This is a genomic window from Arthrobacter sp. STN4 (assembly GCF_024539665.1).
Lineage (GTDB): Bacteria > Actinomycetota > Actinomycetes > Actinomycetales > Micrococcaceae > Specibacter.
Window position 1 is genome coordinate 80909 of the sequence record NZ_JAKZGX010000014.1, and the last position, 23385, is coordinate 104293.

General features: G+C 67.6%; 22 protein-coding genes and 1 pseudogene. 8 read left to right on the forward strand and 15 right to left on the reverse strand.

Going from position 1 to position 23385, the window contains the following annotated elements; all coding sequences use genetic code 11:
- Positions 1 to 22: 22 nt before the first annotated feature.
- On the forward strand, positions 23 to 481 hold the full coding sequence (locus tag MMF96_RS11765) for a hotdog fold thioesterase (RefSeq protein ID WP_176617207.1): 459 nt from the start codon (positions 23 to 25) through the stop codon (positions 479 to 481).
- Between the two features lie 81 nt (positions 482 to 562).
- Here MMF96_RS11765 and MMF96_RS11770 read toward each other — a convergent pair whose 3' ends face one another.
- Positions 563 to 868, reverse strand: a complete 306-nt coding sequence (locus MMF96_RS11770) for a hypothetical protein (protein ID WP_176617208.1) — start codon at positions 866 to 868, stop codon at positions 563 to 565.
- Positions 868 to 2250: an inorganic phosphate transporter gene (locus MMF96_RS11775; protein WP_176617209.1), complete on the reverse strand. Its 1383-nt coding sequence runs from the start codon at positions 2248 to 2250 to the stop codon at positions 868 to 870. Before MMF96_RS11775 ends, MMF96_RS11770 begins: the two co-directional genes overlap by 1 nt.
- A gap of 288 nt (positions 2251 to 2538) precedes the next feature.
- Between MMF96_RS11775 and MMF96_RS11780 the strand changes: the two genes are divergently transcribed.
- Entirely contained in the window at positions 2539 to 3525 is a 987-nt protein-coding gene (locus MMF96_RS11780) for a pirin family protein (RefSeq protein ID WP_256883643.1), read from the forward strand.
- Between the two features lie 21 nt (positions 3526 to 3546).
- Here MMF96_RS11780 and MMF96_RS11785 read toward each other — a convergent pair whose 3' ends face one another.
- From MMF96_RS11785 to MMF96_RS11800, 4 genes are all read right to left on the reverse strand, one after another.
- The gene (locus tag MMF96_RS11785; protein ID WP_256883644.1) at positions 3547 to 4257 is read right to left on the reverse strand and encodes a hypothetical protein; all 711 of its coding nucleotides are present in this window, start codon (positions 4255 to 4257) and stop codon (positions 3547 to 3549) included.
- Between the two features lie 973 nt (positions 4258 to 5230).
- Entirely contained in the window at positions 5231 to 5629 is a 399-nt protein-coding gene (locus MMF96_RS11790) for a DUF222 domain-containing protein (RefSeq protein WP_256883645.1), read from the reverse strand.
- 504 nt (positions 5630 to 6133) lie between these two features.
- Positions 6134 to 7177, reverse strand: coding sequence for an LLM class flavin-dependent oxidoreductase (locus MMF96_RS11795; RefSeq protein ID WP_256883646.1), 1044 nt, complete (start codon positions 7175 to 7177; stop codon positions 6134 to 6136).
- Between the two features lie 129 nt (positions 7178 to 7306).
- On the reverse strand, positions 7307 to 8542 hold the full coding sequence (locus MMF96_RS11800; RefSeq protein WP_176618502.1) for a pyridoxal phosphate-dependent aminotransferase: 1236 nt from the start codon (positions 8540 to 8542) through the stop codon (positions 7307 to 7309).
- A 270-nt stretch (positions 8543 to 8812) separates the two neighbouring features.
- Here MMF96_RS11800 and MMF96_RS11805 point away from each other — a divergent pair, with 270 nt between their 5' ends.
- A complete protein-coding gene (locus MMF96_RS11805; RefSeq protein ID WP_176618503.1) occupies positions 8813 to 9448 on the forward strand; it encodes a uracil-DNA glycosylase in 636 nt (211 codons plus the stop codon).
- A 90-nt stretch (positions 9449 to 9538) separates the two neighbouring features.
- Here MMF96_RS11805 and MMF96_RS11810 read toward each other — a convergent pair whose 3' ends face one another.
- Entirely contained in the window at positions 9539 to 10087 is a 549-nt protein-coding gene (locus tag MMF96_RS11810) for a hypothetical protein (RefSeq protein ID WP_256883647.1), read from the reverse strand.
- Between the two features lie 226 nt (positions 10088 to 10313).
- On the opposite strand from MMF96_RS11810, the gene cyoE reads away from it, so the two are divergent.
- Complete coding sequence (gene cyoE / locus MMF96_RS11815) at positions 10314 to 11282, forward strand: heme o synthase (protein WP_256883648.1); 969 nt, start codon at positions 10314 to 10316, stop codon at positions 11280 to 11282.
- Here cyoE and MMF96_RS11820 read toward each other — a convergent pair.
- Genes MMF96_RS11820 through MMF96_RS11855 form a run of 8 tightly spaced genes read right to left on the reverse strand, consistent with a single transcriptional unit; the run spans position 11279 to position 17487 of the window.
- The gene (locus tag MMF96_RS11820) at positions 11279 to 12346 is read right to left on the reverse strand and encodes a HoxN/HupN/NixA family nickel/cobalt transporter (protein WP_256883649.1); all 1068 of its coding nucleotides are present in this window, start codon (positions 12344 to 12346) and stop codon (positions 11279 to 11281) included. The two genes, cyoE and MMF96_RS11820, sit on opposite strands and share 4 nt — an antisense overlap.
- Positions 12346 to 13215, reverse strand: a complete 870-nt coding sequence (locus MMF96_RS11825; protein WP_256883650.1) for an urease accessory protein UreD — start codon at positions 13213 to 13215, stop codon at positions 12346 to 12348. The genes MMF96_RS11820 and MMF96_RS11825 overlap by 1 nt, the downstream gene beginning before the upstream one ends.
- Entirely contained in the window at positions 13212 to 13829 is a 618-nt protein-coding gene (ureG, locus tag MMF96_RS11830) for an urease accessory protein UreG (RefSeq protein WP_256883651.1), read from the reverse strand. Before ureG ends, MMF96_RS11825 begins: the two co-directional genes overlap by 4 nt.
- 51 nt (positions 13830 to 13880) lie before the next feature.
- Entirely contained in the window at positions 13881 to 14570 is a 690-nt protein-coding gene (locus tag MMF96_RS11835) for an urease accessory protein UreF (RefSeq protein ID WP_256883652.1), read from the reverse strand.
- Positions 14571 to 14578: 8 nt separating this feature from the next.
- Positions 14579 to 15073, reverse strand: a complete 495-nt coding sequence (gene ureE, locus MMF96_RS11840; protein ID WP_176618509.1) for an urease accessory protein UreE — start codon at positions 15071 to 15073, stop codon at positions 14579 to 14581.
- Positions 15074 to 15084: 11 nt separating this feature from the next.
- A complete protein-coding gene (gene ureC, locus MMF96_RS11845) occupies positions 15085 to 16797 on the reverse strand; it encodes an urease subunit alpha (RefSeq protein WP_176618510.1) in 1713 nt (570 codons plus the stop codon).
- Positions 16794 to 17129: an urease subunit beta gene (locus tag MMF96_RS11850; RefSeq protein ID WP_176618511.1), complete on the reverse strand. Its 336-nt coding sequence runs from the start codon at positions 17127 to 17129 to the stop codon at positions 16794 to 16796. The genes ureC and MMF96_RS11850 overlap by 4 nt, the downstream gene beginning before the upstream one ends.
- Positions 17130 to 17184: 55 nt before the next feature.
- Positions 17185 to 17487, reverse strand: coding sequence for an urease subunit gamma (locus tag MMF96_RS11855; RefSeq protein WP_176618512.1), 303 nt, complete (start codon positions 17485 to 17487; stop codon positions 17185 to 17187).
- A gap of 307 nt (positions 17488 to 17794) precedes the next feature.
- Between MMF96_RS11855 and MMF96_RS11860 the strand changes: the two genes are divergently transcribed.
- The 4 genes and pseudogenes from MMF96_RS11860 to MMF96_RS11875 all read left to right on the forward strand — a co-directional run.
- Complete coding sequence (locus tag MMF96_RS11860; protein WP_256883653.1) at positions 17795 to 19765, forward strand: MFS transporter; 1971 nt, start codon at positions 17795 to 17797, stop codon at positions 19763 to 19765.
- A gap of 130 nt (positions 19766 to 19895) precedes the next feature.
- Entirely contained in the window at positions 19896 to 20543 is a 648-nt protein-coding gene (locus tag MMF96_RS11865; protein ID WP_256883654.1) for a hypothetical protein, read from the forward strand.
- A gap of 236 nt (positions 20544 to 20779) precedes the next feature.
- Positions 20780 to 22555, forward strand: coding sequence for a S53 family peptidase (locus tag MMF96_RS11870; protein ID WP_256883655.1), 1776 nt, complete (start codon positions 20780 to 20782; stop codon positions 22553 to 22555).
- Between the two features lie 424 nt (positions 22556 to 22979).
- Positions 22980 to 23385: pseudogene (locus tag MMF96_RS11875) on the forward strand (hypothetical protein); the annotation flags it as partial.

Consider the following 23385-nt stretch of genomic DNA (forward strand, 5'->3'; position numbering starts at 1 on the left):
CACAGGTGCCAGCCTAGTCACCATGAACGCTAATTTCACGCCGCAGTCCCTTACCGCCGAACTTGCCGCCGCGGGGGTGCCGGAGGAGTACCACGAATGGTTCGCGGACGTGGGGGTGGGGGCGCTGGTGGTGAAGATGGGGATCGTGTTTGGCGAGATGGGTGCCCAGCGCATGACGGCGACCATGCCCGTGGCGGGCAACACCCAGCTTGCCGGGCTGCTGCATGGCGGCGCCCACCTGGTCCTGGCCGAGACGCTGGGTTCCTTCGCCGCGGCGCTCCATGCGGGCCCGAACCGGCGCCCCGTGGGCATTGAGATTGGCGCCACGCATCACCGCGGCATCAGGGCCGGGCTGGTCACGGGCACCGCCACCGCCCTGCACCTGGGCCGCAGCCTGGCCACGCACGAGGTGGTCATGACGGACGAAGAGGGCAGGCGGCTCTCCACTGCCAGGATCACCAACATGATCCTGGACGCCTGACCCCGCCCGTCAAATGACGACGCCGGGCACCCGGCTGCCGCTGGAAGCGGGAGACGGGTGCCCGGCGTCGTACGTCAACGGCTAATTGCCGAGGCCAAACCAGCCCATCGCGGTCTTGTAGAACACGGGCACAATCAAGACAATCCCGACCGCAACGGCCAGGCCGCATAAGCCGAAGCTGACCCAGGAGCCCCACTTCGCGATCATGTTGGGGCGGGGGCCGCTGTCCGCGCTGACGGCCGTCAGGCGCACGCCGAGCGAGTACATCAGGACGACGAAGCCGGCGCCGATGAGCGTGACGACGGCCACGACGATGAAGCCCTTCCAGTCGATGACGGCCGTGCTGCCGGTGTGGGCTGCCAGATTGGCAATGGTCGCAAACTGCATTACTTCACCTTCCTGCTGTCCTGCTTCTTGCCTGACTTTTGGCTCCCGGCAGCAGCGGCCGCCTTGGTCATGGCCTTCAGGACGGCGGTGTCCGCCTGGTCGACGGCAGCCTGGGCCTTGGCCCGGATTTCGGCTGTTTCGGCGGCACGGCGTGCGGCCTTCGCGGCCTGTTTCTCCGCCGCGCGGGCCTTGGCAGCCAGGCGCTCACGTTCCTTCTTGCTGGGGATGTGAAGGGCCTCGCCGACGGCGTCGACGTCGCTGATCGCGTTGCTGTGGTCGACCGCTTCGCGCTGCGAGAGGTAGAACATGACGAGGATGGCGCCCAGGCCCAGGATGGCCACGATGACGACGCCCACGGTGCCGGTCCGGATCAAGAGGGCGGCGAGTCCGCCGACCACCGCCGCGGCGGGCAGTGTGAACAGCCAGCCGAGGCTGATCTTGCCGATGGCGCCCCACCGGACGGTGGAGCCCTTGCGGCCCAGGCCGGAGCCGATGACGGAGCCGGATGCGACGTGCGTGGTGGAGAGTGCGAAGCCGAGGTGGCTGGAGGCGAGGATGGCGGCGGCCGTGCTGGTTTCCGCGGCGAATCCCTGGGCCGGCTTCACGTCGGTGAGCCCGGAGCCGAGGGTGCGGATGATGCGCCAGCCGCCGGCGTACGTGCCGCCGGCAATGGCGAGGGCGCAGGCCGTGATGACCCAGATGTGGGGTCCGGTGCCCGGGGCCTGCAGCTGGGAGGCGATGAGCACCAGGGTGATGACACCCATGGTCTTCTGGGCGTCGTTGGTGCCGTGGGCCAGCGCCACGAGGGATGAGCTGAACACCTGGCCGTGCCTGAAGCCGCCACGTTTCTGGGTGAGCTTGTCTCCGGAATCGGGGTCGGAGCGGCGCGTGATGGCGTAGGCCATCCTGGTGCACAGGTAGGCCACGCCACCGGCGACGGCGGGTGCCAACAACGCCGGGATGATCACCTTGGACAGGACCACCAGGAAGTTGACGGCGCCGAAGGACCAGCTGCCAACTATGGCGGCCCCGATCAGCCCGCCAAACAGGGCATGCGAGGAACTGGAAGGCAGCCCCAGCAGCCAGGTGAACAGGTTCCACAGCACGGCGCCCATGAGCCCGGCAAAGATCATCTCCGGGGTGATGGCGACGCCGCCGGGGCCCTCATTGATGATGCCGCCCGAGATGGTCTTGGCGACCTCCGTCGAGAGGAAGGCCCCCACCAGGTTCAGGATGGCGGCCAGGGCCACGGCCGTCTTGGGCTTGATGGCACCGGTGGCGATGGGGGTTGCCATGGCGTTGGCGGTGTCGTGAAAGCCATTCGTGAAGTCAAAGAAGAGGGCCAGTGCAATGACAAGCACGACCATGAAGGTGAGATCCACCCGCGATCCATTTCTATTGAGGGCAAAAGCGAAGCTTCAAAGAGTCTAGTCGGACACGGACGCCAGCGGACCCGCACGCCCTGCATGGAGGTGCCCCTTGAACAGAACTAACCTTACGATCCTACGACTGTTTTCCTGAGCACAGGAATTGTGGAAAGGGCATTTCCCGCCCGGTGGCCGCCCACACGGGAGGCGGCCGCGCTACGCTACATGCCATGGGGCAGGAATGGTCCCCGCCGTTGGGTGCCGCTGCGGACAATGTCCGGTTGAGAGGATGGATGGAACGCTGTGAGTAACTTGGAGACATCCCCACAGGAGCTGGTTTGCCCCAGCAGTCCGGGCACCCTGGAAGTTTTGGAACCGCGCATGGTGCCGCTCGGAGGGCCGCGGGCCATGACGGTACGCAGGACGCTTCCCCAGCGTCAGCGTTCCCTGATCGGCGCCTGGTGCTTTGTTGACCACTACGGCCCGGACGACGTCGCCAGCACGGGAGGCATGTCCGTCCCGCCGCACCCGCACACCGGCCTGCAGACCGTGAGCTGGCTTTTCACCGGTGAAATCGAGCATGCCGACAGTGCCGGATATCACGCCATGGTTCGCCCCGGCGAGCTGAACCTGATGACTGCAGGGCGCGGAATCAGCCATTCGGAGTACTCCACGCAGGAGACCACCACGCTGCACGGGGCCCAATTGTGGGTGGCCCTGCCGGACGGTGCACGGTTCATGGAGCCGGCTTTTGACCATTACCGTCCCGCCCCCCTGGCGCTGCCCGGCGCCAGCCTGAGCGTCTTTCTGGGCTCCCTGGCCGGGGCGGTCTCCCCCGTGGTGACCCACACGCCCCTCCTGGGCGCCGAGTTGGTGCTCGACGCCGGTGCTTCCCTCACGCTCGAAGTTGACCCCTCGTTTGAGCATGGCTTCCTGGTGGACGCGGGGGCCGTGACCGTTTCCGGGCAGGTCCTGGACAGGCATCAGTTGGGGTACGTGGGTCCGGGCCGTGATTCTCTTTCCCTGGTGGCCGGTCCTGTTCCCGTCCGGCTGCTGTTGATTGGCGGCACTCCCCTGGGCGAATCCATTGTCATGTGGTGGAACTTTGTTGGCCGCACCCACGACGAAATTGTTGCCGCGCGAAAGGCCTGGCAGGCCGAAATCGGGGCTGAAGAGGGTGCCACTTCCGCCGGGCAGCTCTTTGGCCTGCCGGCAGACGAAGTGGATCCCCCGCTACCGGCACCCGCCCTTCCCACAGTGAAGCTGCGGCCGAGGACAAATCCGAACTGACGTGGCCGGGTGGCCTGGTTGTCAAGGCGCTTGCAGCACTTGGTGTGACGGAGCTGCAGCGGCGGGTCCCGGGGCGGGGGCTTGCTGGGGTGGGTGGTAGGTGCCGGTCGGGGATGTCCAGCCGATGCGTCCGTCTGCTGTGTTGCGGGGTTTCCAGCCGCGCAGCCGGATCCCGGCCCGGTCGGGGTCGCGGTCCTGCCGGTAGCGGCCGTGGCGGTCCTTGTCGTCGCGGAAGTGCGTGAGCGCGTGGTGGTGCTTGCACAGGGGCTGGGTGTTGCCGCGGGTCGTGGGCCCGCCCTGGGCGTGGGCGGTGGGACGGTCGGGGTCCAGGGCCGGGTGGGGGCAGTTCGGGAACGAACACGTCCCGTTCAATGCCCGCAGCACTGTTTTGTCGGCCTCCCGCAGCCGGTACCGGTCCGGGGCCGCACCGTCCACGGGGGTGTTCGTCACCGGGGCCACCAGGAGGCGCAGGAACGTCCCGGCCCCGGCCAACAGCTTGCGTGCGGTTTCTTCGGTGATGGGGCCGTGTCCGGCGAGTTCGGCCGGTTCATTCCTCACCCCGGGCAGGCCCAGCACCGGGACGGTGACGATGAGCTGTGCCGCCGGCAGGGGAGGTTCGGCCACGGCGGCCCCGTCCCGCACCGCATCCAGCTGGTCCAGGTGGTCCTGCACGGGGTCCTCCAACACACCATCGACCACCCCGCCGGCCACCCCGGCGGCCAGGCCTTCCACGATCCCCGCCAACCCCGCACGCCCAGCAACCGGCCCAGCAACCGGCCCACCACCGGGCACCGGAACCCCGCCATCGGAACCGGCATCCGAAGCCACCAAACTGCCAGCGACAGGGCCGCGACAGGGCGGTCCCCTGCGGCGGGGCGGTCCCTTGCGGCGGGGTTCTCCGTACCGGGACGGTGACGATCAGCAGGGTGGTTCCCTGCGGTGGCAGGTCCGGTGTTGGGGCTGAGGGTGCCGGTCTGGATGATGTTTTCCGGTCGTTTGGCGCGTTTTTCGTCCAGGGCGTCCTGTTTTGGGGTTTGCGGGCCGAGAGCGGGCGCCCGTGGCGGATCGACCCAGTCCGGGAGCACGTCAATGAGCTGCAACCCCGCATACGCACCCCCACCGGCACCACCGGCACCACCGGGCCTGTCGGGGCGGGTGGGGTGGGAGGGGTCCGCCAGGGCCGGGACGGCACCGGCGGTCCAGGCATCGATCACCACAGCCGAATACAGGTCACAGATAAAACGCGCCCCCGGAACCGGGCCTTTCAACCCTGGCCCGGCCCCGCTGTTGCCGGTCACGCTGTTGCCGGTTTTGTTGGCCCCGTCCCTGTCAAGGCTGCCGGTGTCGCGGCCGGTCTGGTTGCCGGTGCGGCCGGTGTTGGCCTTGCCCGGCGCCGAACCCCCGGGGAACGAACCGCCACGACCACCGACGCTGCTCCCCGCGGCATTGTCACCGCCACCGCCGCTGTTGCTGTTATTGCCGATGCGGGTGGTGCCGGTGGTGTCCTGGCCGGCGCTGCCGGCACTGCTGTTGCCGGTGCCGGTGCTGGTGGGGGTGGGGAGGGGTTGGCCCAGGAGGAGGAGGGTGGCGGTGTCGGCGCGGAGTTGGGCCGGGGTGCGGTATTCGCCGGGGCCTTGCAGGGCGCGGGCCTGCCCGGTGCAGTACACGAGTGCGCCCTGGGCTGCCGGAGCCGGGATGTGCAGGGTCAGCCAGGCCATCCCGTCCGGCCTCGACCCCGAGGGACCTTTTTGCTGATTGCCTCCCGGGTGCGCACGGTCAGGGATTCCGGGTGGGTTCCTTCCCGCAGCCGGCGTGCCTTGGCCGCGAACCGGGCCCCGGTCGTGCCCGGGGCCACCGCAAGCAAGGCCGCTTCAAACGCGTCCACGTCCGCGGCCATGATGTCCTGGGTGCCGGCCAGGGTGCCGGTTTCATCCGGGATCGTGCACGCATGCCGCCACGACAATGTCCCGGCCCGCAGTGCCGCCATCACCTGCGGGCGGGCGCCCACCAGGTCCCGGGCCTGGGCGGCCAGGGCTTTCGCGGTGGTTTCCGGGAGGCACAACGTCACCGCGACCTCCGCGATCGCGCAAGGACTCCGCCACACCCGCCTGCCACCCGTCCAGGCCCACGGCCGCGGATTCGACCGCGGCCGCGGCCAGGTGCCGGTTCCGGCACGTCCGGGCCGAACGGTTCAACGGAGGGCAGGGTGAGGGCGGCAATGAGTGCCGCCCCCTCGTCCGTGGCGGGGGATCCCCCGTTGCCGGGGTCACCAACCGGCTCGTCCATACAACCATTATAGATACTACCTACGCTAAAGATCATAGATGTTAGTAGATGTGTTCTATTTTCTTTGGTGGGGATGCTCCGCCAGCCCTTCTGGGTTGTTCCTGCGACCCTTTCGGGGTGTACCGGCGGCCCTGCACACGGACCGGCCCGTGCCCGGTACACCTCACCTGGCACGACCCCCGACGAAGCCCTCCCAACCGTTGCAACCAGACGTGGACGAAAACACAGGCCCGGTCGCGCGGGAGGGAACGAAAAAACACCCCCGGTTGCAACCGACGGCCGGGGAAAACACCCCCGGTTGCAACCGGGCGTTGGTGGCTGGTCAGGCCTTGCGGAGGTTTTCCCTGACCAGCGGGGCAACCTGCGTGCCATAGAGTTCAATGCTGCGCATGAGTTGCTCGTGCGGCAGGGTGCCGTGGCTGTACTTCAGATCGAAGCGGGACAGCCCCAGCGACTTGGCCACGGTGGTGATCTTGCGCGCCACCGTTTCCGGCGAGCCGACCATCAGGGCGCCCTTGGGGCTGGCCGTGGCGTTGAACTGCAGGCGGGTCAGGGGCGGCCAGCCGCGGTCACGGCCGATGCGGTTGTGCGCGGCGGCGTAGTGTGGCCACAGCTCTTCCATGGCCTGTTCGTCGGTCTCGGCGATGTACCCCGGCGAGTGGACCCCGATGGGCTGCTCCGGCTGGCCGAATTCCTTCAGCGCACGGTGGTAAAGGTCGGTGAACGGGGCGAACTGCAGGGGCTCCCCGCCAATGATGGCGAGCATCAAGGGCATGCCGTAGTGTGCCGCGCGGACCACGGACTGGGGGCTTCCGCCCACGGCCACCCACGATTTCAACCTCCCCTTTTCAAGGTGCGGATATACCATCTGGTCGGCCAGGGCTGCACGGGTGCTGCCACTCCACGTGACGGGGCCCTGCTTGAGCACCTCGGCGAACAGGGCCAGCTTCTCCTCAAACAGTTCCTCGTACTGCTCCAGGTCCAGGCCAAAGAGCGGGAAGGATTCGGTAAAGGAGCCGCGGCCCAGGGTGACTTCGGCACGGCCGGAGGAGACGGCGTCGAGCGTGGAAAAGCGCTGGAAGACGCGGACGGGGTCATCGGAGCTCAGCACAGTGACGGCCGATCCCAGCCTGATCTGCTTGGTCTGCCCGGCAATCGCGGAAAGCACCATGTCCGGGGAGGAGATGGCGTAATCGTCGCGGTGGTGCTCGCCAATCCCAAAGTAGTCCAGGCCCAGGGAGTCGGCCAGCACGGCCTGTTCGACGACGTCGCGGATCACCTGGGCGGCCGGCTTCGCCAAGCCTTCCCCGTCCAGGGTGATGTCACCGAAGGTGTCCAGCCCCAGTTCAAAGTCAGCGTCAACCATGCCTTGCTCCATTCCGTAGCCCCACTCCCGCGCCGGCTGGCCGGCCATTCCGGGAAATATGCGTTTGCATCTACTTGGAGAACTGGGCGCCCACGGAAACTATTCCCGGACCACTGGAGACACCGGGCTCTACCGCAGCGCCATGGCCGCCTTGCTGCGGTAGACGGCCAGGAAGGTGGAGATCCTCCGCACGGCCTCCTCGATGTCGCCCACCGAGGGCAGCAGGACAAAGCGGAAGTGGTCCGGCGAGGGCCAGTGGAATGCGGTGCCGTGGGAGACCAGGATCTTTTGGTCCTGCAGCAGGTCGATCACGAACTTTTCATCGTCCTCGATGGGATACATCTCCGGGTCCAGCCTCACGAACAGGTACATTGCCCCGGCGGCCGGGACGCACGAAACGCCGGGGAGCGCATTGAGCAGTTCCGAGGCGCGCGTGCGTTGTTCGCACAGGCGCCCGCCGGGCTTCGTCAGGTCGTTAATGCTCTGGTAGCCGCCCAGGGACGTCTGGATGGCGTGCTGCGCCGGCACATTGGCACACAGGCGCAGCGAGGCGAGCAGCTCCAGGGATTCCTTGAAGCCGGCCATCGCGGCGCGCGGTCCGGACAGGGCCACCCAGCCGGCACGGTAGCCAGGCATGCGGTAGGCCTTGGACAGGCCGCTGAAGGTGAGCATGCAGACATCGTCCGCCAGCGAGGCCATGTGGATGTGCGTGCGGCCGTCGTAGAGGATCTTCTCGTAGATCTCATCGGCAAAGATGACCAGGTCGTGCTCGCGTGCCAGTTCCACGAACCGCTCCAGGATGTGCCGCGGATAGACGGCCCCCGTGGGGTTGTTGGGGTTGATGATCACGATGGCGCGGGTGGCGGGCGTGATTTTCGCGGCCACGTCGGCCATGTCCGGCCACCACTCGTTGTCCTCGTCACACAGGTAGTGGACCGGCACGCCGCCGGTCAGGGTAACCGAGGCGGTCCACAGCGGGTAGTCCGGCGCCGGGATCAGTACCTCGTTGCCGTTTTCCAGGAACGCCTGCAGGGTCATGGAGATCAGTTCGCTGACGCCGTTGCCGACAAAGATGTCCTCCACGCCGATCTTCATCAGGCCCTTGGTCTGGTAGTACTGCGAGATGGCCGTGCGGGCCGAGAAGATGCCCTTGGAGTCGCTGTATCCCTGGGCCCCGCGCAGGTGGTGGATCATGTCCACCACGATCGACTCCGGGGCCTCCAGCCCAAACGGCGCCGTGTCGCCGAGGTTCATGCGCAGGATCCGGTGCCCCTCCGCCTCCATCTTCTGGGCCGCATGGAGGATCGGGCCGCGAAGTTCGTACCGCACATTGGCAAGCTTGCTGGAGTGTTGCATGGGGCGCATGCCTTCCATTTTCACACAACGACGACGCCGGCCCGGGCCGCCGTCCACATGCCGGTCGCCGGGGCGGGGGTGCGACGCCGTTTCCCGCCCGGGTGCGCTGCCCCGGCGGCGCTGTTGACTTTCTCACAATCGACGCCGTGCCGCCGGGCCTAGCACAAGCGGAACGCCCCCAAAGACGGCCGATGATTGGTAGGCTGAAACGCTGGACAAAGGCCCTTGTGGGGAAGCGCCCGTCCCATTACTTTGACCCTCAAGGAGACCAAGCCCTCAATGACTTCCGTGGCAACCGAATCACTGCGCGAACAGCTCTGGAACCGTCGTTATGACGAGAACATTGCACCCATTACCGAACTGTGCGACTCCCTGGCCCAGGCCCGTCCGGAGCAGCGGGTTGCGTATGTGGATCCGGTTCACGACGTCGACGATTGCCGCATCATCAGCCTGTTCTCCAACGTCGGGGAGCTGGACCCTTCCGGTTTTGTAACCGCCGGCGACGAGCAGGCGGCCACCCGCCTCCTGGGCATCCACTGGCAGCTGGGCCTGCGCCCCAGCTACGTCATGCCCTGGAACGTGCACCCATGGTTCACTCCCGGTGAGCCCAACGGCCGCCTGAGCGCCGCCCAGATCGAACAGGGACTGCGCCCCCTTGTGAAGTTCCTGACCCTGGTCCCCCGTGCGTCCGCCCTGGTGGCCCACGGCACCGAGGCCCACCGCCTGGCCGACCAGCTCCTGAAGGCCCAGGGCCCCATGCTGTACAAGCGCGGCTTCGGCATCTACAAGGTCCGCTCCCTTTCCGGCCGCAGCTTTGCCGGGTCAGCCGACCGCCAGGCCGGTTGGCTGTTGGAATCGGCGAAGGCCTACGCCGAATCCATGACCCGCAACGGCATCCCGGTCAAGGGCCGCTGACCCGCCACCACCAAGGGTGCCGTGCACGACGTCGGACCGGCCCCCCGACCGGGACCGGTCCGACGTCGTACAGGCGTGACGGCGGCGGGGCTACCAGCGGTGCGCCACGTCGATGACCAGCCGCGACTGGTTCCCGGGCCCGTCGAGCACAAACACGGTGAACGGCAGGCGCGCACGCACGCCAAGCCCCACGGTGGTTCGGGATTCGAAGCTGCCTGCCAGCGCCACTTGGCGGAATGTGGCATAGCCGGCGGTGTCGACCAGTTCACCGGGGTTGGCAGGCCGGTAAACCTGCATGCCGGTGTTTACGTTGTAGGTAGGGTCCTCCACGGTGACCTGCAGGAACGCGCCTCCGCGCAGCGGCACCACGGCGCCGCTCCCCTGCCTGTGCACGGCGGCAACGTACTGCACCGTGAAGCCGTTGGCGTGGCCGTTGATGTCGACCACCAGGCGGTCAAGGCAGGCATGCCGGCCCGCCCTGACGTTGGCGATGGGGGCACTGGAGGTGGCGCCGGCGGACTTGGCCAGCGACCCCCACGTGATCCCGCAATAGGGCGCCGCCTGTGCCTGGCCCGGCGCGACGACGAGGAATGCGGCAAGCAGCCCCAGAACTGCCAGCCATGGCTTGAGCTTTCTCATGGGGAACACCCCTTTGGGGAATGTACGGGTTGGGTACGTCCAGTTCTAGTCCACCGACGGCCGGAAGGCCCCGTCCCGGCTGTAAAATGCTGCAAATCGTTAGCGTGCAACCGCACAGCCCCCAATCGTTATGCCGCATCTCACATTCGCCCGTTCGTCACCATAGTGCAGCCCGCGGTGTCGATATGCTGGTTTGGCCCCCATCTTCTGCACGAAAGGCCCCGCCATGGCCGCGCCCGGTCCCACTCCTCCCCCGCGCCGCCTGGGCGCCAGGGACCCCGCTGACGGGACGGATGGCGCCTTGGCGGCCCGCGCAACGGGGCCGGGCTGGCGGGATGCGGTGCTGCGCTATTACTCGCTGGCCAAGCCCGGCGTGCTGTACGGAAATGTGCTCACGGCGGCCGCCGGATTCCTTTTTGGCAGCCCCGGCCACGTCGATTGGCTGCTGTTCCTTGCCGTCTGTCTTGGCACCACCCTGGTGATCGGCTCCGCCTGCGTGCTGAACAACGTACTGGACCGTGACATTGACACGGTCATGGCGCGCACCAGGAACCGGGCCACCGTCACCGGCGGCGTCCAGGCACGCAATGCGGTGGTCTATTCGGTGCTCCTGGGCGTGGCGGGGCTGGCCGTGCTGACGGCCTGGACGAACTGGCTGGTCGTCGCCGTCGGGCTGGGCGGCTACCTGGCCTACGTGGTCCTTTACGGCATGCTGTCCAAACGGATGTCCATCCACGGGACCCTCGTGGGCAGCATTTCCGGCGCGGCCCCGATCCTTGGCGGCTATGTCGGTGCCAGCGGCGTGCTGGATGCCGGCGCCGGGATTGCGTTCCTCATGTTGTTCTTCTGGCAGCTGCCGGCCTTTTATGCCATTTCCATCTACCGCCGCGGGGAATACGCCAAGGCCGGTGTTCCGGTCATCGCCGTGGTGCGCGGCATCGCCAACACCAAGGTCCAGATCCTCCTCTACACGCTGGCGTTCACCGTGGTGGCACTGCTCCCCCAGCCGGCCGGGTACACGGGCTGGAGCTACACCGCGGCCATGGGCGTGCTGTGCCTGGGCTGGATTGTGCTGGGCCTTCGTGGACTTGCGCAGACGGCGGCGGAAGCGTGGGCCCGCAGGATGTTCCGCTACGCCCTGGTCATGATGACGGCGCTGTCCGTCCTGCTGGCCCTGGGCCCGCGCCTGCCCTAACGTTCGACGACGGCTGCCGTGCCTTGGCTGTCCCTGCGGTCCCTGCGCCACCCCAGGGCGGCGATCCCCCAGACGGCCAGGAACAAGCCCACCAGCACCAGCCCCGCATGGCCGAGGTCGAGGCCGGCCAGCCACGTGGTGGCCGGGTCCGTGAGCCCCAGCGCCGAGTGCAGGATGCCCGCGATCGTCAGCACAGAAATGAACAGCGCCGACGTCGAGGACAGGCCGGTGACCACCATGTTGAAGCCTATGCGGCGTGCGGGGTTCATGATCGCGGAACAGTACATCTTCATCATGGCCATGCCGTTGGCGGTGTCACACAGGGTCATGGCCGCGGCGAAGGCCAGCGGCAGGGCCAGCAGTGCGGCCACGGAGATCCCGGCCAGGGCTGCGGACGCCGCCAGCAGCAGGAACGCGATGGTGGAGGCAGTGTCAAAGCCCAGCCCGAACAGGAAGCCGAGGATGTAGATGTCCCGGGGCCGTTTCACCCGTGAAAGCGGCTTGTTCATCAGCCGCGCCACCATCCCGGTGGGGGCCAGCTCGCCGTCGGACACCGTCCCGCCGCTCCGGACCCTGCGGTAGAGCACGTTGGCCTTCAGGAACGCGGAGCCGTTGAACAGCCCGATGGCCAGCAGGAAGGCCGCGGACACCCCGGCCCCGAACAGGGCCAGGGCCAGGTTTGCGGCACTGCCGTCCCGGAGCACGGTGGCCATGATCCCGGCGCCGCTGACGACCAGGATGCCCGCCAGCATCACCACGGAGCTGTGCCCCAGGCTGAAGGCGAACCCAACGCTGACCGGCGCCCGCCCCTGGGCGGCGAACTTTCGGCTGGAATTGTCGATGGCGGCAATGTGGTCCCAGTCGTAACTGTGCTTCACGCCCGCCAGGTAGGCGGTGAGCAGCAGGCCCAGTGCCAGCGGGTGGGTGTCCCGCAGCATTGAAAAGACCATCAGCGCAATGACAGCCAGGTGGAGCAGGGCCACCGCCCCAAATGTGGCACCGGCGCGGCGGGCCACAGGGAGCTGCTCGCGTTCAAGGTAGCCCATTCGGGTGGTGGCGGGCATCAGTACTTCCTCAGGTTGAGCGGTTCCTGGCCGAACCAGCGGCCGCGCAAGAGGTCGACTGCCGTGGCCAGCATGGCGTTGAGCGGTTCCGAGGAGACGGACAGGGCGCGCAGGGCCAGGCCCGGGCCATCCAGCAGCGTAATGCCCAGTTGCCCGTGCGGGTCCATGCCCGCCAGGGCGCCATGGAGCTCGTCGACCAGGGCCGCGTCCACGCGGGCGTCCACGACCAGCAGCGACCCCAGGTGGGTGTAGCGGCCCATGAAGGACATGCCGCCCACGGGAGAGCCGCTGCCGGGCCGGATCAGGAGGTTGTCCAGGACAGCCAGACGGCCGTCGATCGAGATTTCATTGCGCATCCGGATTTCGTCGTACCGGAACAGTTCCCCGTCCGGGGACCACCCCGGTGTCACCACTTCGGCCATGACGAGGGAGGCGGTGGGGTCCATGTCCACCGTCGTCACCTGCCCGTAGCTCGCCTGGCGGTAGGCAATCAGCGGATCGGGCAGCAGTTCCAACCGCGAAGCCGCACCCAGGCGCAGGTGCTGGTGCTGCTCGGCGCGGCTGCCGGGTGTGCGGTACACCTTGGTGGCTGCCTGCGTGGTCAGGAGCAGGTCCGCGCCCCCTGCCACATCAACCTCGATCAGGTACTTGTCACCGCCCAGGTACGCCCCGCCCGGGTTGATCACCGTGTAGCAAACCTGCCCGGTGTGGTCGAGGTAGTGCGGCCGGAAGATGCGCAGCGCGCCGTCGTGGAACTGCCGCACTGCAATGGAACACCCGGCCCGCCGGTCGATGTCCAGGGAAAGCCTCCCCGCCCATTCCCCCGGCCCGCCCAGACGGCCCACAGTGGCCAAAACGGTCTCGGTCACCGCGACTCCAGGTCAAGCATGAGCACGTCGTGCTTGATCCAGTGGATGACCTGGTCCAGGCCGTCGTCGGTCTTCAGGTTGGTGAAGCAGTAGGGCTTGGGTCCGCGGAATTCGAGCGTGTCGGACTCCATGATGGACAAGTCCGCGCCCACGTACGGGGCGAGGTCGGTCTTGTTGATGATGAAGAGGTCCGCCTTGATCATTCCCTGCCCGGCCTTGCGCGGGATCTTCTCGCCCTGGGCCACATCAATGATGTAGATGGAAAAGTCCACCAGCTCGGGGCTGAACGTGGCGGAGAGGTTGTCGCCGCCGGACTCGATGAAAATGACCTGCAGGTCGGGGTGCCGGGCTTCCAGCTCCTCCACGGCGGCGGAGTTCATGGACGTGTCCTCGCGGATGGCCGTGTGGGGGCAGCCGCCCGTTTCAATGCCGATGATGCGGTCCAGCGGCAGCACGCCGTTCGCGGCGAGGATCTTGGCATCCTCGATGGTGTAGATGTCGTTGGTGATGGCGGCGGTGGACACTTCCCCGTCGAGGGCGCGCGTGAGCCGCTCCACGAGCTGGGTCTTGCCGGCGCCGACGGGTCCGCCGATGCCAATCCTGATGGGTTTCATTGTGTCTCCTTCTAATAGATCTGTGGTCTCGACAGGCCCGGCCGGCGGGTGTCAGGACATGAACATCCGGGCGCGCTGGCGTTCGTGCTGCATCTGTGCGATTTCCAGGCCCGGGGCGGTGACGCCGAAGTCCTCACGGCCCAGCGCCTGGATACGCACGACGCCGTCAACCACCTCCGAGTGCGCGCCCGCCAGGACGCGTTGGCCCGCCCCCTGGCCGATGGGAATGCCCCGGATGGCATTTTGCGTCAGGGAAGTGACGGTGGCAAACATATACGCGGCCAGCAGCTCCGGCAGCGGAACGCCCAGGGACTTCCCGGCCACGGCGAAGGCCAGGGCCGGGTGCCCTGCACAGTCGCCGCGTGCCACGGCCGCGGCGTAAAGCTGCAGTTCCGGGGAGGGCACCACGGCCAGCGCGATGTCCAGCATGCGTGCCCCCATTTTCACCCCGGCCTCGCGGATTTCGCGTGGCAGGGCGGCGGCGTGCAGTTCCCGGTCGACTCGCTGGAGCTCCGGTTCCGTTGCCGCTTCCACGGCAAGGCGGATGGCCAGCCCGTCGCTGTGGACCAGCTGGATGCGGATGAACTGGGTCAGCCAGTCGGCGAACGAGAGCTCGTCGTGGACCTCGCAGCGGTGCAGGCTGGTTTCCAGCCCCAACGAGTGGCTGAATGCGCCGGTGGGCAGCGCCGAATCGCTCAGCTGCTGCAGGGGCAGCAGGTAAGCCCGTAGGGTGTGGTTCATGGCGGGCCTCAGTGCGTGTGCCCGGCGTGCCGGAACGGCACATCCATCACACGGTCCTGGCGCGAATACGCCACCCCGACGTGCTTGAGGTAGTCCTCCACCGTGTGGTCGTACGCCAGCACCATCACCTCGGCGCCGTATTCGGAGTCCGCGCCGAAGAACTGCGCCTGCATGTGCCGGTTGCCCAGGTTGTGGGCCACCACCCCCATCTCCTGGATGGATCCGGGGGCGATGACGAGCACGTCGGAGGATTCCACGGCCACCACAATGGCATTGTGCCCGTCCAGGAACAGGACGTCTCCGTCGCGCAGGTCCGGCACGTTGTCCCCGGCAAGCCGGATGCCGACCTCGTTGCCGTGGTCGGTGGTCACGCGCTGGATGCGTTTGACCAGCTCGGCGGACGGCAACAGCACCTTTTCCTCGTGCAGTCCGGCCAGGACGGCCGGGTCGAAGGACGCTGTGGCCGGGTCAAATTTGTTGCCCAGCACCTTGTCGATAATCAAGTGTGCTCCTTTTAAAACAGGAAGTAGCGCTGGGCCATCGGCAGCACGCTGGAGGGCTCTGCCGTGACAACTTCGCCGTCCACGCGGACTTCGTAGGTTTCCGGGTCAACCTGGATGTCCGGCGTTTCGCCGTTGTGCTTCATGTCCGCCTTGGTGAGGTCGCGGATGCCGTGGCAGGCGCGGATCTCGTGCTGCAGGCCCAGCTCGGCGGGCACGCCGGCGTCGACCGCCGCCTGCGACAGGAAGGTGATGGAGGTCGAATGCACGGCGCGGCCCAGGGCGGCAAAGTTGGCGCGCAGCGTCCGGGGCTGCGGGGTGGGAATGGAGGCGTTGGGGTCGCCCATGACGCTCATGACCATCTGCCCGCCCTTGATGACCATTTCCGGCTTGACGCCAAAGAACTCCGGTTCCCACAGCACCAGGTCGGCAAACTTGCCCACCTCGACGCTGCCGATGTAGTCGGAGACGCCCTGGGCAATCGCGGGGTTGATCGTGTATTTCGACACAAAGCGCTTCAGCCGCGCGTTGTCGCCCACCTCGGGGTCGTCGTCGTACTTGCCGCGCTGGCGCTTCATGGCGTCGGCGACCTGCCAGGTGCGCAGCACCACCTCGCCCACCCGGCCCATGGCCTGGGAGTCGGAGGAGGTGATGGAGAAGATGCCCATGTCGTGCAGCACGTCCTCGGCGGCGATGGTCTCCTTGCGGATGCGGGAGTCGGCGAAGGCCACGTCTTCGGGGATCTCCGGGTTGAGGTGGTGGCAGACCATGAGCATGTCAAGGTGCTCGTCAATGGTGTTCACCGTGTAGGGCAGGGTGGGGTTGGTCGATGCCGGCAGGACGTTGGCCAGCCCGGCCACCTTGATGATGTCGGGGGCGTGTCCGCCGCCGGCGCCCTCGGTATGGAAGGTGTGGATGACGCGTCCGCCGATGGCCGCGATGGTGTCCTCGACGAATCCGCATTCGTTCAGCGTGTCGGAGTGGATGGCCACCTGCACGTCGTATTCGTCGGCCACGCGCAGGGACATGTCAATGGAGGACGTTGTGGAGCCCCAGTCCTCGTGGACCTTCAGTCCGATGGCGCCGGCGCGGATCTGTTCGGCGAGCGGCTCGATGGCACTGGCGTGCCCCTTGCCCAGCAGGCCGATGTTGATGGGCATGTTGTCCACGGCCTGGAGCATCTTGGAAATGTGCCAGGCGCCCGGGGTTACGGTCGTGGCCTTGCTGGCCTCGGAGGGGCCCGAGCCGCCGCCGATCAGCGTGGTCACGCCGGATGCCAGGGCAACGGGGATCTGGTCGGAGCTGACAAAGTGCACGTGCGTGTCGATGCCGCCGGCCGTGAGGATCCGGCCCTCGCCGGCGATGATGTCCGTGGCCACGCCGATGGTGATGTCCACGCCGTCGGAGATCTGGGGGTTGCCGGCCTTGCCGATCTTGAAGATGTGCCCGTCGCGCAGGGCCACATCCGCCTTGTAGATGCCGGTGTGGTCCAGCACGATCACGTTGGTGATGACGGTGTCCGGGATGTCCTCGTCGCGGACCAGCTGGCCGTTTTGGCCCATGCCGTCGCGGATCACCTTGCCGCCGCCGTACACGACTTCCTCGCCGTACTTGGTCAGGTCATACTCAATCTCGGCAAACAGTTCGGTGTCCGCGAGCCTGACGGCGTCGCCCGTGGTGGGGCCGTACAGGTCCGAGTATTGCTTGCGGTTCAGTTCGAAGCTCATTTGCTGCCTTCCCCCGCCGTGTTGGCGTCGAGTGGTCCGTTGACGAGGTTGCGGAAGCCGTGGACTTCCCGGGTGCCGGAGAGCGGTATCAGGCTGACGGTCTTGGCGTCGCCCGGCTCAAAGCGGACGGCTGTGCCGGCAGGAATGTCCAGCCGGTGGCCGCGGGCCTCGGCGCGATCGAATTCCAGGGCCTTGTTGACCTCCTGGAAATGGTAGTGGGAGCCCACCTGGATGGGCCGGTCGCCGCGGTTGGTGACCTGCACCAGTTTCGCCACCGACCCCTCATTGCAGATAATCGGATCGCTTCGGAGAATGTATTCACCCGGAATCATGGCATGCCTTTCATTTCACGGCTTTATTCGGACGACGGCGCACTGGGGCGGCCGGTCAGCGGATGGGATTGTGGACGGTGACAAGCTTCGTGCCGTCGGGGAACGTGGCCTCGACCTGTACGTCCTTGATCATTTCCGCGACGCCCTCCATGACGTCATCGCGGCTCAGGACGGTGCTCCCCCAGCTCATCAGATCGGCAACGCTGCGCCCGTCACGGGCGCCTTCAATCAACTCATAGGTGAGGATTGCCACAGCCTCGGGATGATTGAGCTTCAGGCTTCGCGCCTGGCGGCGGCGGGCAAGATCTGCGGCCACCACAATCATGAGTTTCTCTTGTTCCCGGGGCGTCAAGTGCATGGAGCTCTCCTCAAGTCTGCAACGGATTCCAGTGTCCACCCGTTACCTGCAACCGGCAAGACAATGTGACGGGAGGTCGGCGGACTGGGTCAGGTTATCAGACCACAGGCGCTGTTTTGGACGGCGGCGGCCGCGTGGCCCGTAGCCCGGGTCCGGCGTGCCCAAGGGGCCGCGGGGCGGGAGCCGGCGGGTTGACAGGGATCTTTCAGCTTCACGGCACGCCGCGGGACTACCATGGTTAGTTGACAGAGGTAACCACCGACCGCTGCCCATGGACGGAACCAGCTTCCCAGGGAGTGCGAACATTGTGGCCAAGGCACAACTGACACCTACCACCGCCGCCGCAACCCGTGCGCGCGCCCTTGCCAGCCCGCGCTACAAGTGGATCGTGCTGTCCAACACCACGCTGGGTGTGTTGATGGCCACCATCAACGCCTCCATCCTTTTGATCGCGCTGCCGGACATTTTCCGTGGTGTGGGGATCAACCCGCTGGCCCCCGGCAACACGTCTCTGCTGCTGTGGCTGATCATGGGCTACATGGTGGTCACGGCGGTGCTGGTGGTCAGCTTTGGCCGGCTCGGTGACATGTATGGCCGCGTCAAAATGTACAACGCCGGCTTTGCCATCTTTACGCTTTTTTCGATCCTGCTGACCGTCACCTGGATGACGGGCGTGCCCGGCGTGTACTGGCTAATTGTCATGCGCATCCTGCAGGGAGTTGGCGGGGCGCTGCTCATGGCCAATTCCAACGCCATCATCACCGACGCCTTCGGCGTGGACCAGCGCGGGCTTGCGCTGGGCCTGAACCAGGTGGCCGGCATTGCCGGCTCGTTCCTGGGCCTGATCATCGGCGGGCTGCTGGGGCCGCTCGACTGGCGCCTGGTCTTCCTGGTCTCCGTCCCCGTGGGCGTCTTCGGCACCGTGTGGGCGTACCTGAAGCTGCACGACAACGGCATCCGCCAACCGGCCAGGCTCGACTGGTGGGGCAATGTGACCTTTGCCGCCGGACTCGTGGCCGTGCTGGTGGGCATCACCTACGGCATCCAGCCTTACGGCGGGCACACCATGGGCTGGACCAATCCGTGGGTTCTCTCGGCATTGATCGGCGGCAGCGTGGTGCTGGCTGCCTTTTGCATCATTGAAACCCGCGTGCCGGATCCAATGTTCCACCTTTCCCTGTTCCGCATACGTGCCTTTACCGCCGGCAACCTCGCCAGCCTGCTGTCCGCCATCGGCCGCGGCGGGCTGATGTTCATCCTGATCATCTGGCTGCAGGGCATCTGGCTCCCCCGGCACGGCTACGACTTTGCCAGCACCCCGCTCTGGGCCGGCGTCTACATGCTGCCCTTGACCGCCGGCTTCCTCGTGGCCGGACCCGTTTCCGGCTGGATCTCGGACAGGATGGGAGCCAGGCTGCTGGCCACCGGCGGGATGGTGGTGGCGGCGCTGAGCTTCTGGTGGCTGCTGGTGTTGCCGGTGAACTTCCAGTACTGGACCTTCGCACTGGCACTGCTCGTCAACGGCGTGGGCATGGGGCTGTTTGCCGCACCGAACCGTGCCGGCATCATGAACAGCCTGCCGCCCAACCGGCGCGGCGTGGGAGCCGGGATGAGCACCACCTTCCAAAATTCGGCCATGGTCCTCTCCATCGGCATCTTCTTCTCCCTCATGGTGACCGGGCTCGCCAGCACCCTCCCGGCCACCCTCAGCAACGGGCTCATTGCCCACGGCATCAGCGCGGCCGACGCCGGCCGTGTTGCCTCCCTGCCGCCCGTCTCCGTCCTCTTTGCCTCACTTTTGGGCTACAACCCCATCCAAACGCTGGTGGGTCCTGCCGCCCTGGCCGGCCTCTCCCCCGCCAATGCCGCCTACCTCACCGGCCGGGGTTTCTTCCCGACCCTGATTTCCGGGCCGTTCGCCGACGGGCTGGCCGTCGCCTTTGGCTTCGCCATTGCCGCCTGCCTGGTCGCCGCCGTCGCATCCGCGCTGCGCGGCGGCAAGTACGCCTACCCCGAGCCTGCGCCCGTGGAGCTGAAGGCAGCCGGCCGGAGCGACTCCCCGGCAACGGTCCCGCCGCGCGTGCAGTCTTCCCTCGAGACCGGAACAGGTACGGGCACGTCCGCCGACTTTCCGCCCGTCCGGCGGGTGCCCGCCGTCGAACGCCAGGGTCACGGCGTTGCCGGGCCGGGCCGGAACCGTGCCCGGACAGGCCCCGGGACCGCCCGCCATGCGCCCGGTGCCATGGAGCAGTCAGCGCCCCGGCACCGCATTGAATAGGGTGGCCCCACCGCACCCTTGACCTTGCCCCCGAAAGGGCCTGCAATGGAGATAAGGGAAGCGGTGCGGCCGGTTCCCGGTGCAGGTGTCCGGACCCAAGCGCCCGGGGCAGTTGGCAGGAGGTGCCGAAATGTTGGTGACGGCCCTGGCAGGGTTTGTCTTGACGGCTGTGCTGGTGGTGCTGGCCACGGCCGGAACCACATGGCTCGTGAAAGTGCGTCCGGCCTTGGAACATGACCCCGACGCCCACTTCTGGTACCTTTTTGCGGGTCTGTGCGTGGTGCTGCCTGCCGTGCTGGTCGCAGCCGTGCTCAACCGTTGGGCGGGCGCCACCCTGGCATTGCTGGCAGCCGGGACCTGGTGGTGGACCAACACCGTGGTGCGTCGCCGTCTGGTGCAGCAGGCGAACGCCCGCGCCCTGCGCCTGGCCGAGGCGGAACGCAAGGCCCTGCGCGCCAGGCATGCCGTGGTTCTTGCCCGCTGGGGCCGGTACGAGCTGGATCCGGCCAGTGCCATTGACTTTCCCGGCATGGCCGACGTGCGGATTCCCGAGACCTCGGCCCTCGTCAAGGCCTTGGCCCAGGCGCAGGCCGAATGGGTGCGCCGCAGTCCGGGCCCGGGAGGGACGGCACGGTACCGGGCGGCCGTCACCGTCCTGGAAGGTGCCTTCAAGGCCGCTGAACTGGTCTCGGGGCGGGCAGGCGCCCGGAGCGGCAGCCCATCCGGGCAACGGACGGTGGAGGCTGTTGCCCGCCATGTCCCCCTCGGGAGCAGCTGACAGCCGGTCTTGGAGCAGGGGCTTGCGGGCTTGCGCCTTGGCGGCGTCGGGGCGCGGCACTGACACCCGCCGGCCTGCGCCCCATGCCGCCGATATTGTCGTCAGGTTCCACCACCGCGCGTCGCGCCGGAGGGCACAACCCACCTGCCTGGATGAATTGCGGCTCGCCGCCCGCTTCGTTGTCTGTCTCCACGATGGGTCGTAGTATCGCCGATAACGAGTGAAAGGTGAGTGCCATGTCTGACAAGGAACCGCTGGCGGGCCAGCCGGGCGCACAAGATCCACAGGGGGACGCTCCTCGGGAGGGCCAGGTGCGCGCCGGCAGCCAGGAAACAACGGGCGATGCACCACGACGGGGGCGGCACGCCGCCCATGACTCCGGCCCCGAGCTGGTTGCCCTCCCCGGCAGCAGCCGCGGTCCGGCCCCCCAGGCACTCCACCATCCGGCCGGCGCCGGGACGCAGGATGAGCTGTACCGGGAAGAAATTACGGTGACCGTGGTGTTGCGCCGGGCGGGATCGGTGCAGGCCGGGGCCCCAGGGGCCGGCGCCGTCCCGGATGGGCACGGGAAGCCCCGGGCCGCGGGCAGCGCAATCCCGGCCGCCTACGCGGCCGCGCCGGCCGACGTCGACCTTGCCGTCCGGACCTTCACGGGCCTCGGTGCAACCGTGGTTGAAACCGACCCCGCCTCGCGCAGGCTTCGGGTTTCCGGGCCGGTGGGCCTGCTTTGCACCATTTTTGGCACCGACCTGGACACGGTGTCCAGTGTCGGCCCGAACAATGAAACGTCCACGCACCGCCACCGTACAGGGGAACTGAGCGTACCGGCGGCCCTGGACGGCGTGGTCACGGCAGTGCTGGGACTCGACGACAGGCCGTCGGCACGCGCCCCCTTTCACTTCGCGCCGGCAGCCGCCGGCTCAGTAAGCTACACGCCGCTGGACCTGGGCCGCATCTACAACTTCCCGGCAAATACCGACGGAACCGGACAGGTCATTGCCATCATTGAGCTCGGCGGCGGATTCGGCCAATCGGACCTGGACACGTACTTTTCGGAGCTGGGCATCACCGGCCCGTCCGTGCAGACGGTCAGCGTGGACGGCGCCGTCAACGTCCCCGGAGGCGACCCCCAGGGCGCCGACGGCGAAGTGCTCCTGGACATTGAAGTGGCCGGCGCCCTTGCGCCGGGCGCCGCCCAGAAAGTCTATTTCGCCCCCAACACCGACGCCGGGTTCCTGGACGCCGTCTCCAAGGCCATCCACGACACGCCCGCACCGGCCGCGATCAGCATCAGCTGGGGCCAGAGCGAGGACCAATGGACCGCGCAGGCCCGCACAGCCATGGACGACGCCTTCGTCGACGCAGGCATGCTGGGCATCACGGTCACGGCGGCAGCCGGGGACAACGGCAGTGCCGACGCCGAACGCGACGGAAAAAACCATGCTGACTTCCCGGCGTCGAGCCCCCATGTGCTCGCGTGCGGTGGAACGAGGCTTGAAGTGGACACCGCCACCGGGAACGTCACCAGCGAGACCGTCTGGAATGATTCCACGAGTTCCGCAACGGGCGGAGGGGTCAGCGATGCCTTCCCGCTCCCGAGCTGGCAGCAGCAGGTCACGGTGCTCTCCGGCCGGGGACCTGCAGCCACGCCCAAGGGGCGCGGCGTGCCGGACGTGGCAGCCGTGGCAGATCCGCAAACCGGATACCGCGTCCGGGTGGACGGGACGGACATGGTCATTGGCGGCACCAGCGCAGTGGCGCCGCTGTGGGCCGCCCTGGTGGCCCGGCTGGTGCAGTCGCACGGGCGCGGACTGGGCCAGTTGCAGCCTGTCCTCTACGCCGCCGTAACGAAAGGACAGGTTGCCCCGGGCTTTCGGGACATCACCGTCGGCAACAACGGCAGCTACCACGCGACGCCTGGCTGGGACGCGTGTACGGGGCTGGGTGTCCCCGACGGGACATCGCTGCTTACGGTGCTGTCGGGATCCCCGGCGCCTGCAACCGGTTCCTGACTCGGCGCGTTCGAGTGCTGGCGGGCCCGCCGGGAAAACTGTCTGGGTCCGCAGGAGACCGTATGCGGTACCCGTGCCTGTGGTGACGGCTGTCGTGACGGTCGTAGCATCGCAGGGCGAACCAGGATGTCCTCCCCGAACAGCCCTTGGCCTCCCTTCCGTGTTAGGGCGACCCTTGCCCCGCCAGGCCCGCCAGGCCCGCCAGCTCGGGCGCGCCGGACTGTCCGCCTTGCGCGTCTGTTCGGGTTGGCTGGTGGCCTGATGGGGCATGTGCCGTGGCGGCGTGCGTTGTTGGCCGGGGTGGTTGCTGGTTTGGGCCGTTTTTGTGTGGTGGGGCCTCCACAGGGAATGTGTGTTCTAGGGTTGTCAACATTCGCGGGTTTCCCGTGAATGTTTGTCGGTGGCTGGTTGTAGCGTGGTGTGCATGGAGACAACGGCAAGGGTGCCGGGCCCGGGAGGCACCGGCACGGCGGCAGGGACGTCGGTGGCCGGCGGGCCTATCCGCCGCCTGCTCAGCCTGGCCGCCGCCCTGACCGCGGCCGCGGCCCGTGCCACCAGGGACGCGGCCAGCAACGGCACGGGCGGCGCTGGCGGCGGGGCTGCTGGTCCTGTTGCCGGGGTTGCTGGTCCGGGTGGGGCGGGGGCGTGGGAGGGGTCCCCGGTGGTGGCGGCGCCGTTGGGGGTGGAGTTGGTTGCCCTTAGCGATGGGGGTGTGTTGGAGTGGGCGCGCAGTGTCGAGCAGCTTTCCCGGTGGGTGCAGGCCCTGCAGGTCCAGGCGGCCGGGGAACTGGACTCCCGGGCGAGGGAGGGCCGCTACCTGTGTGACGGGC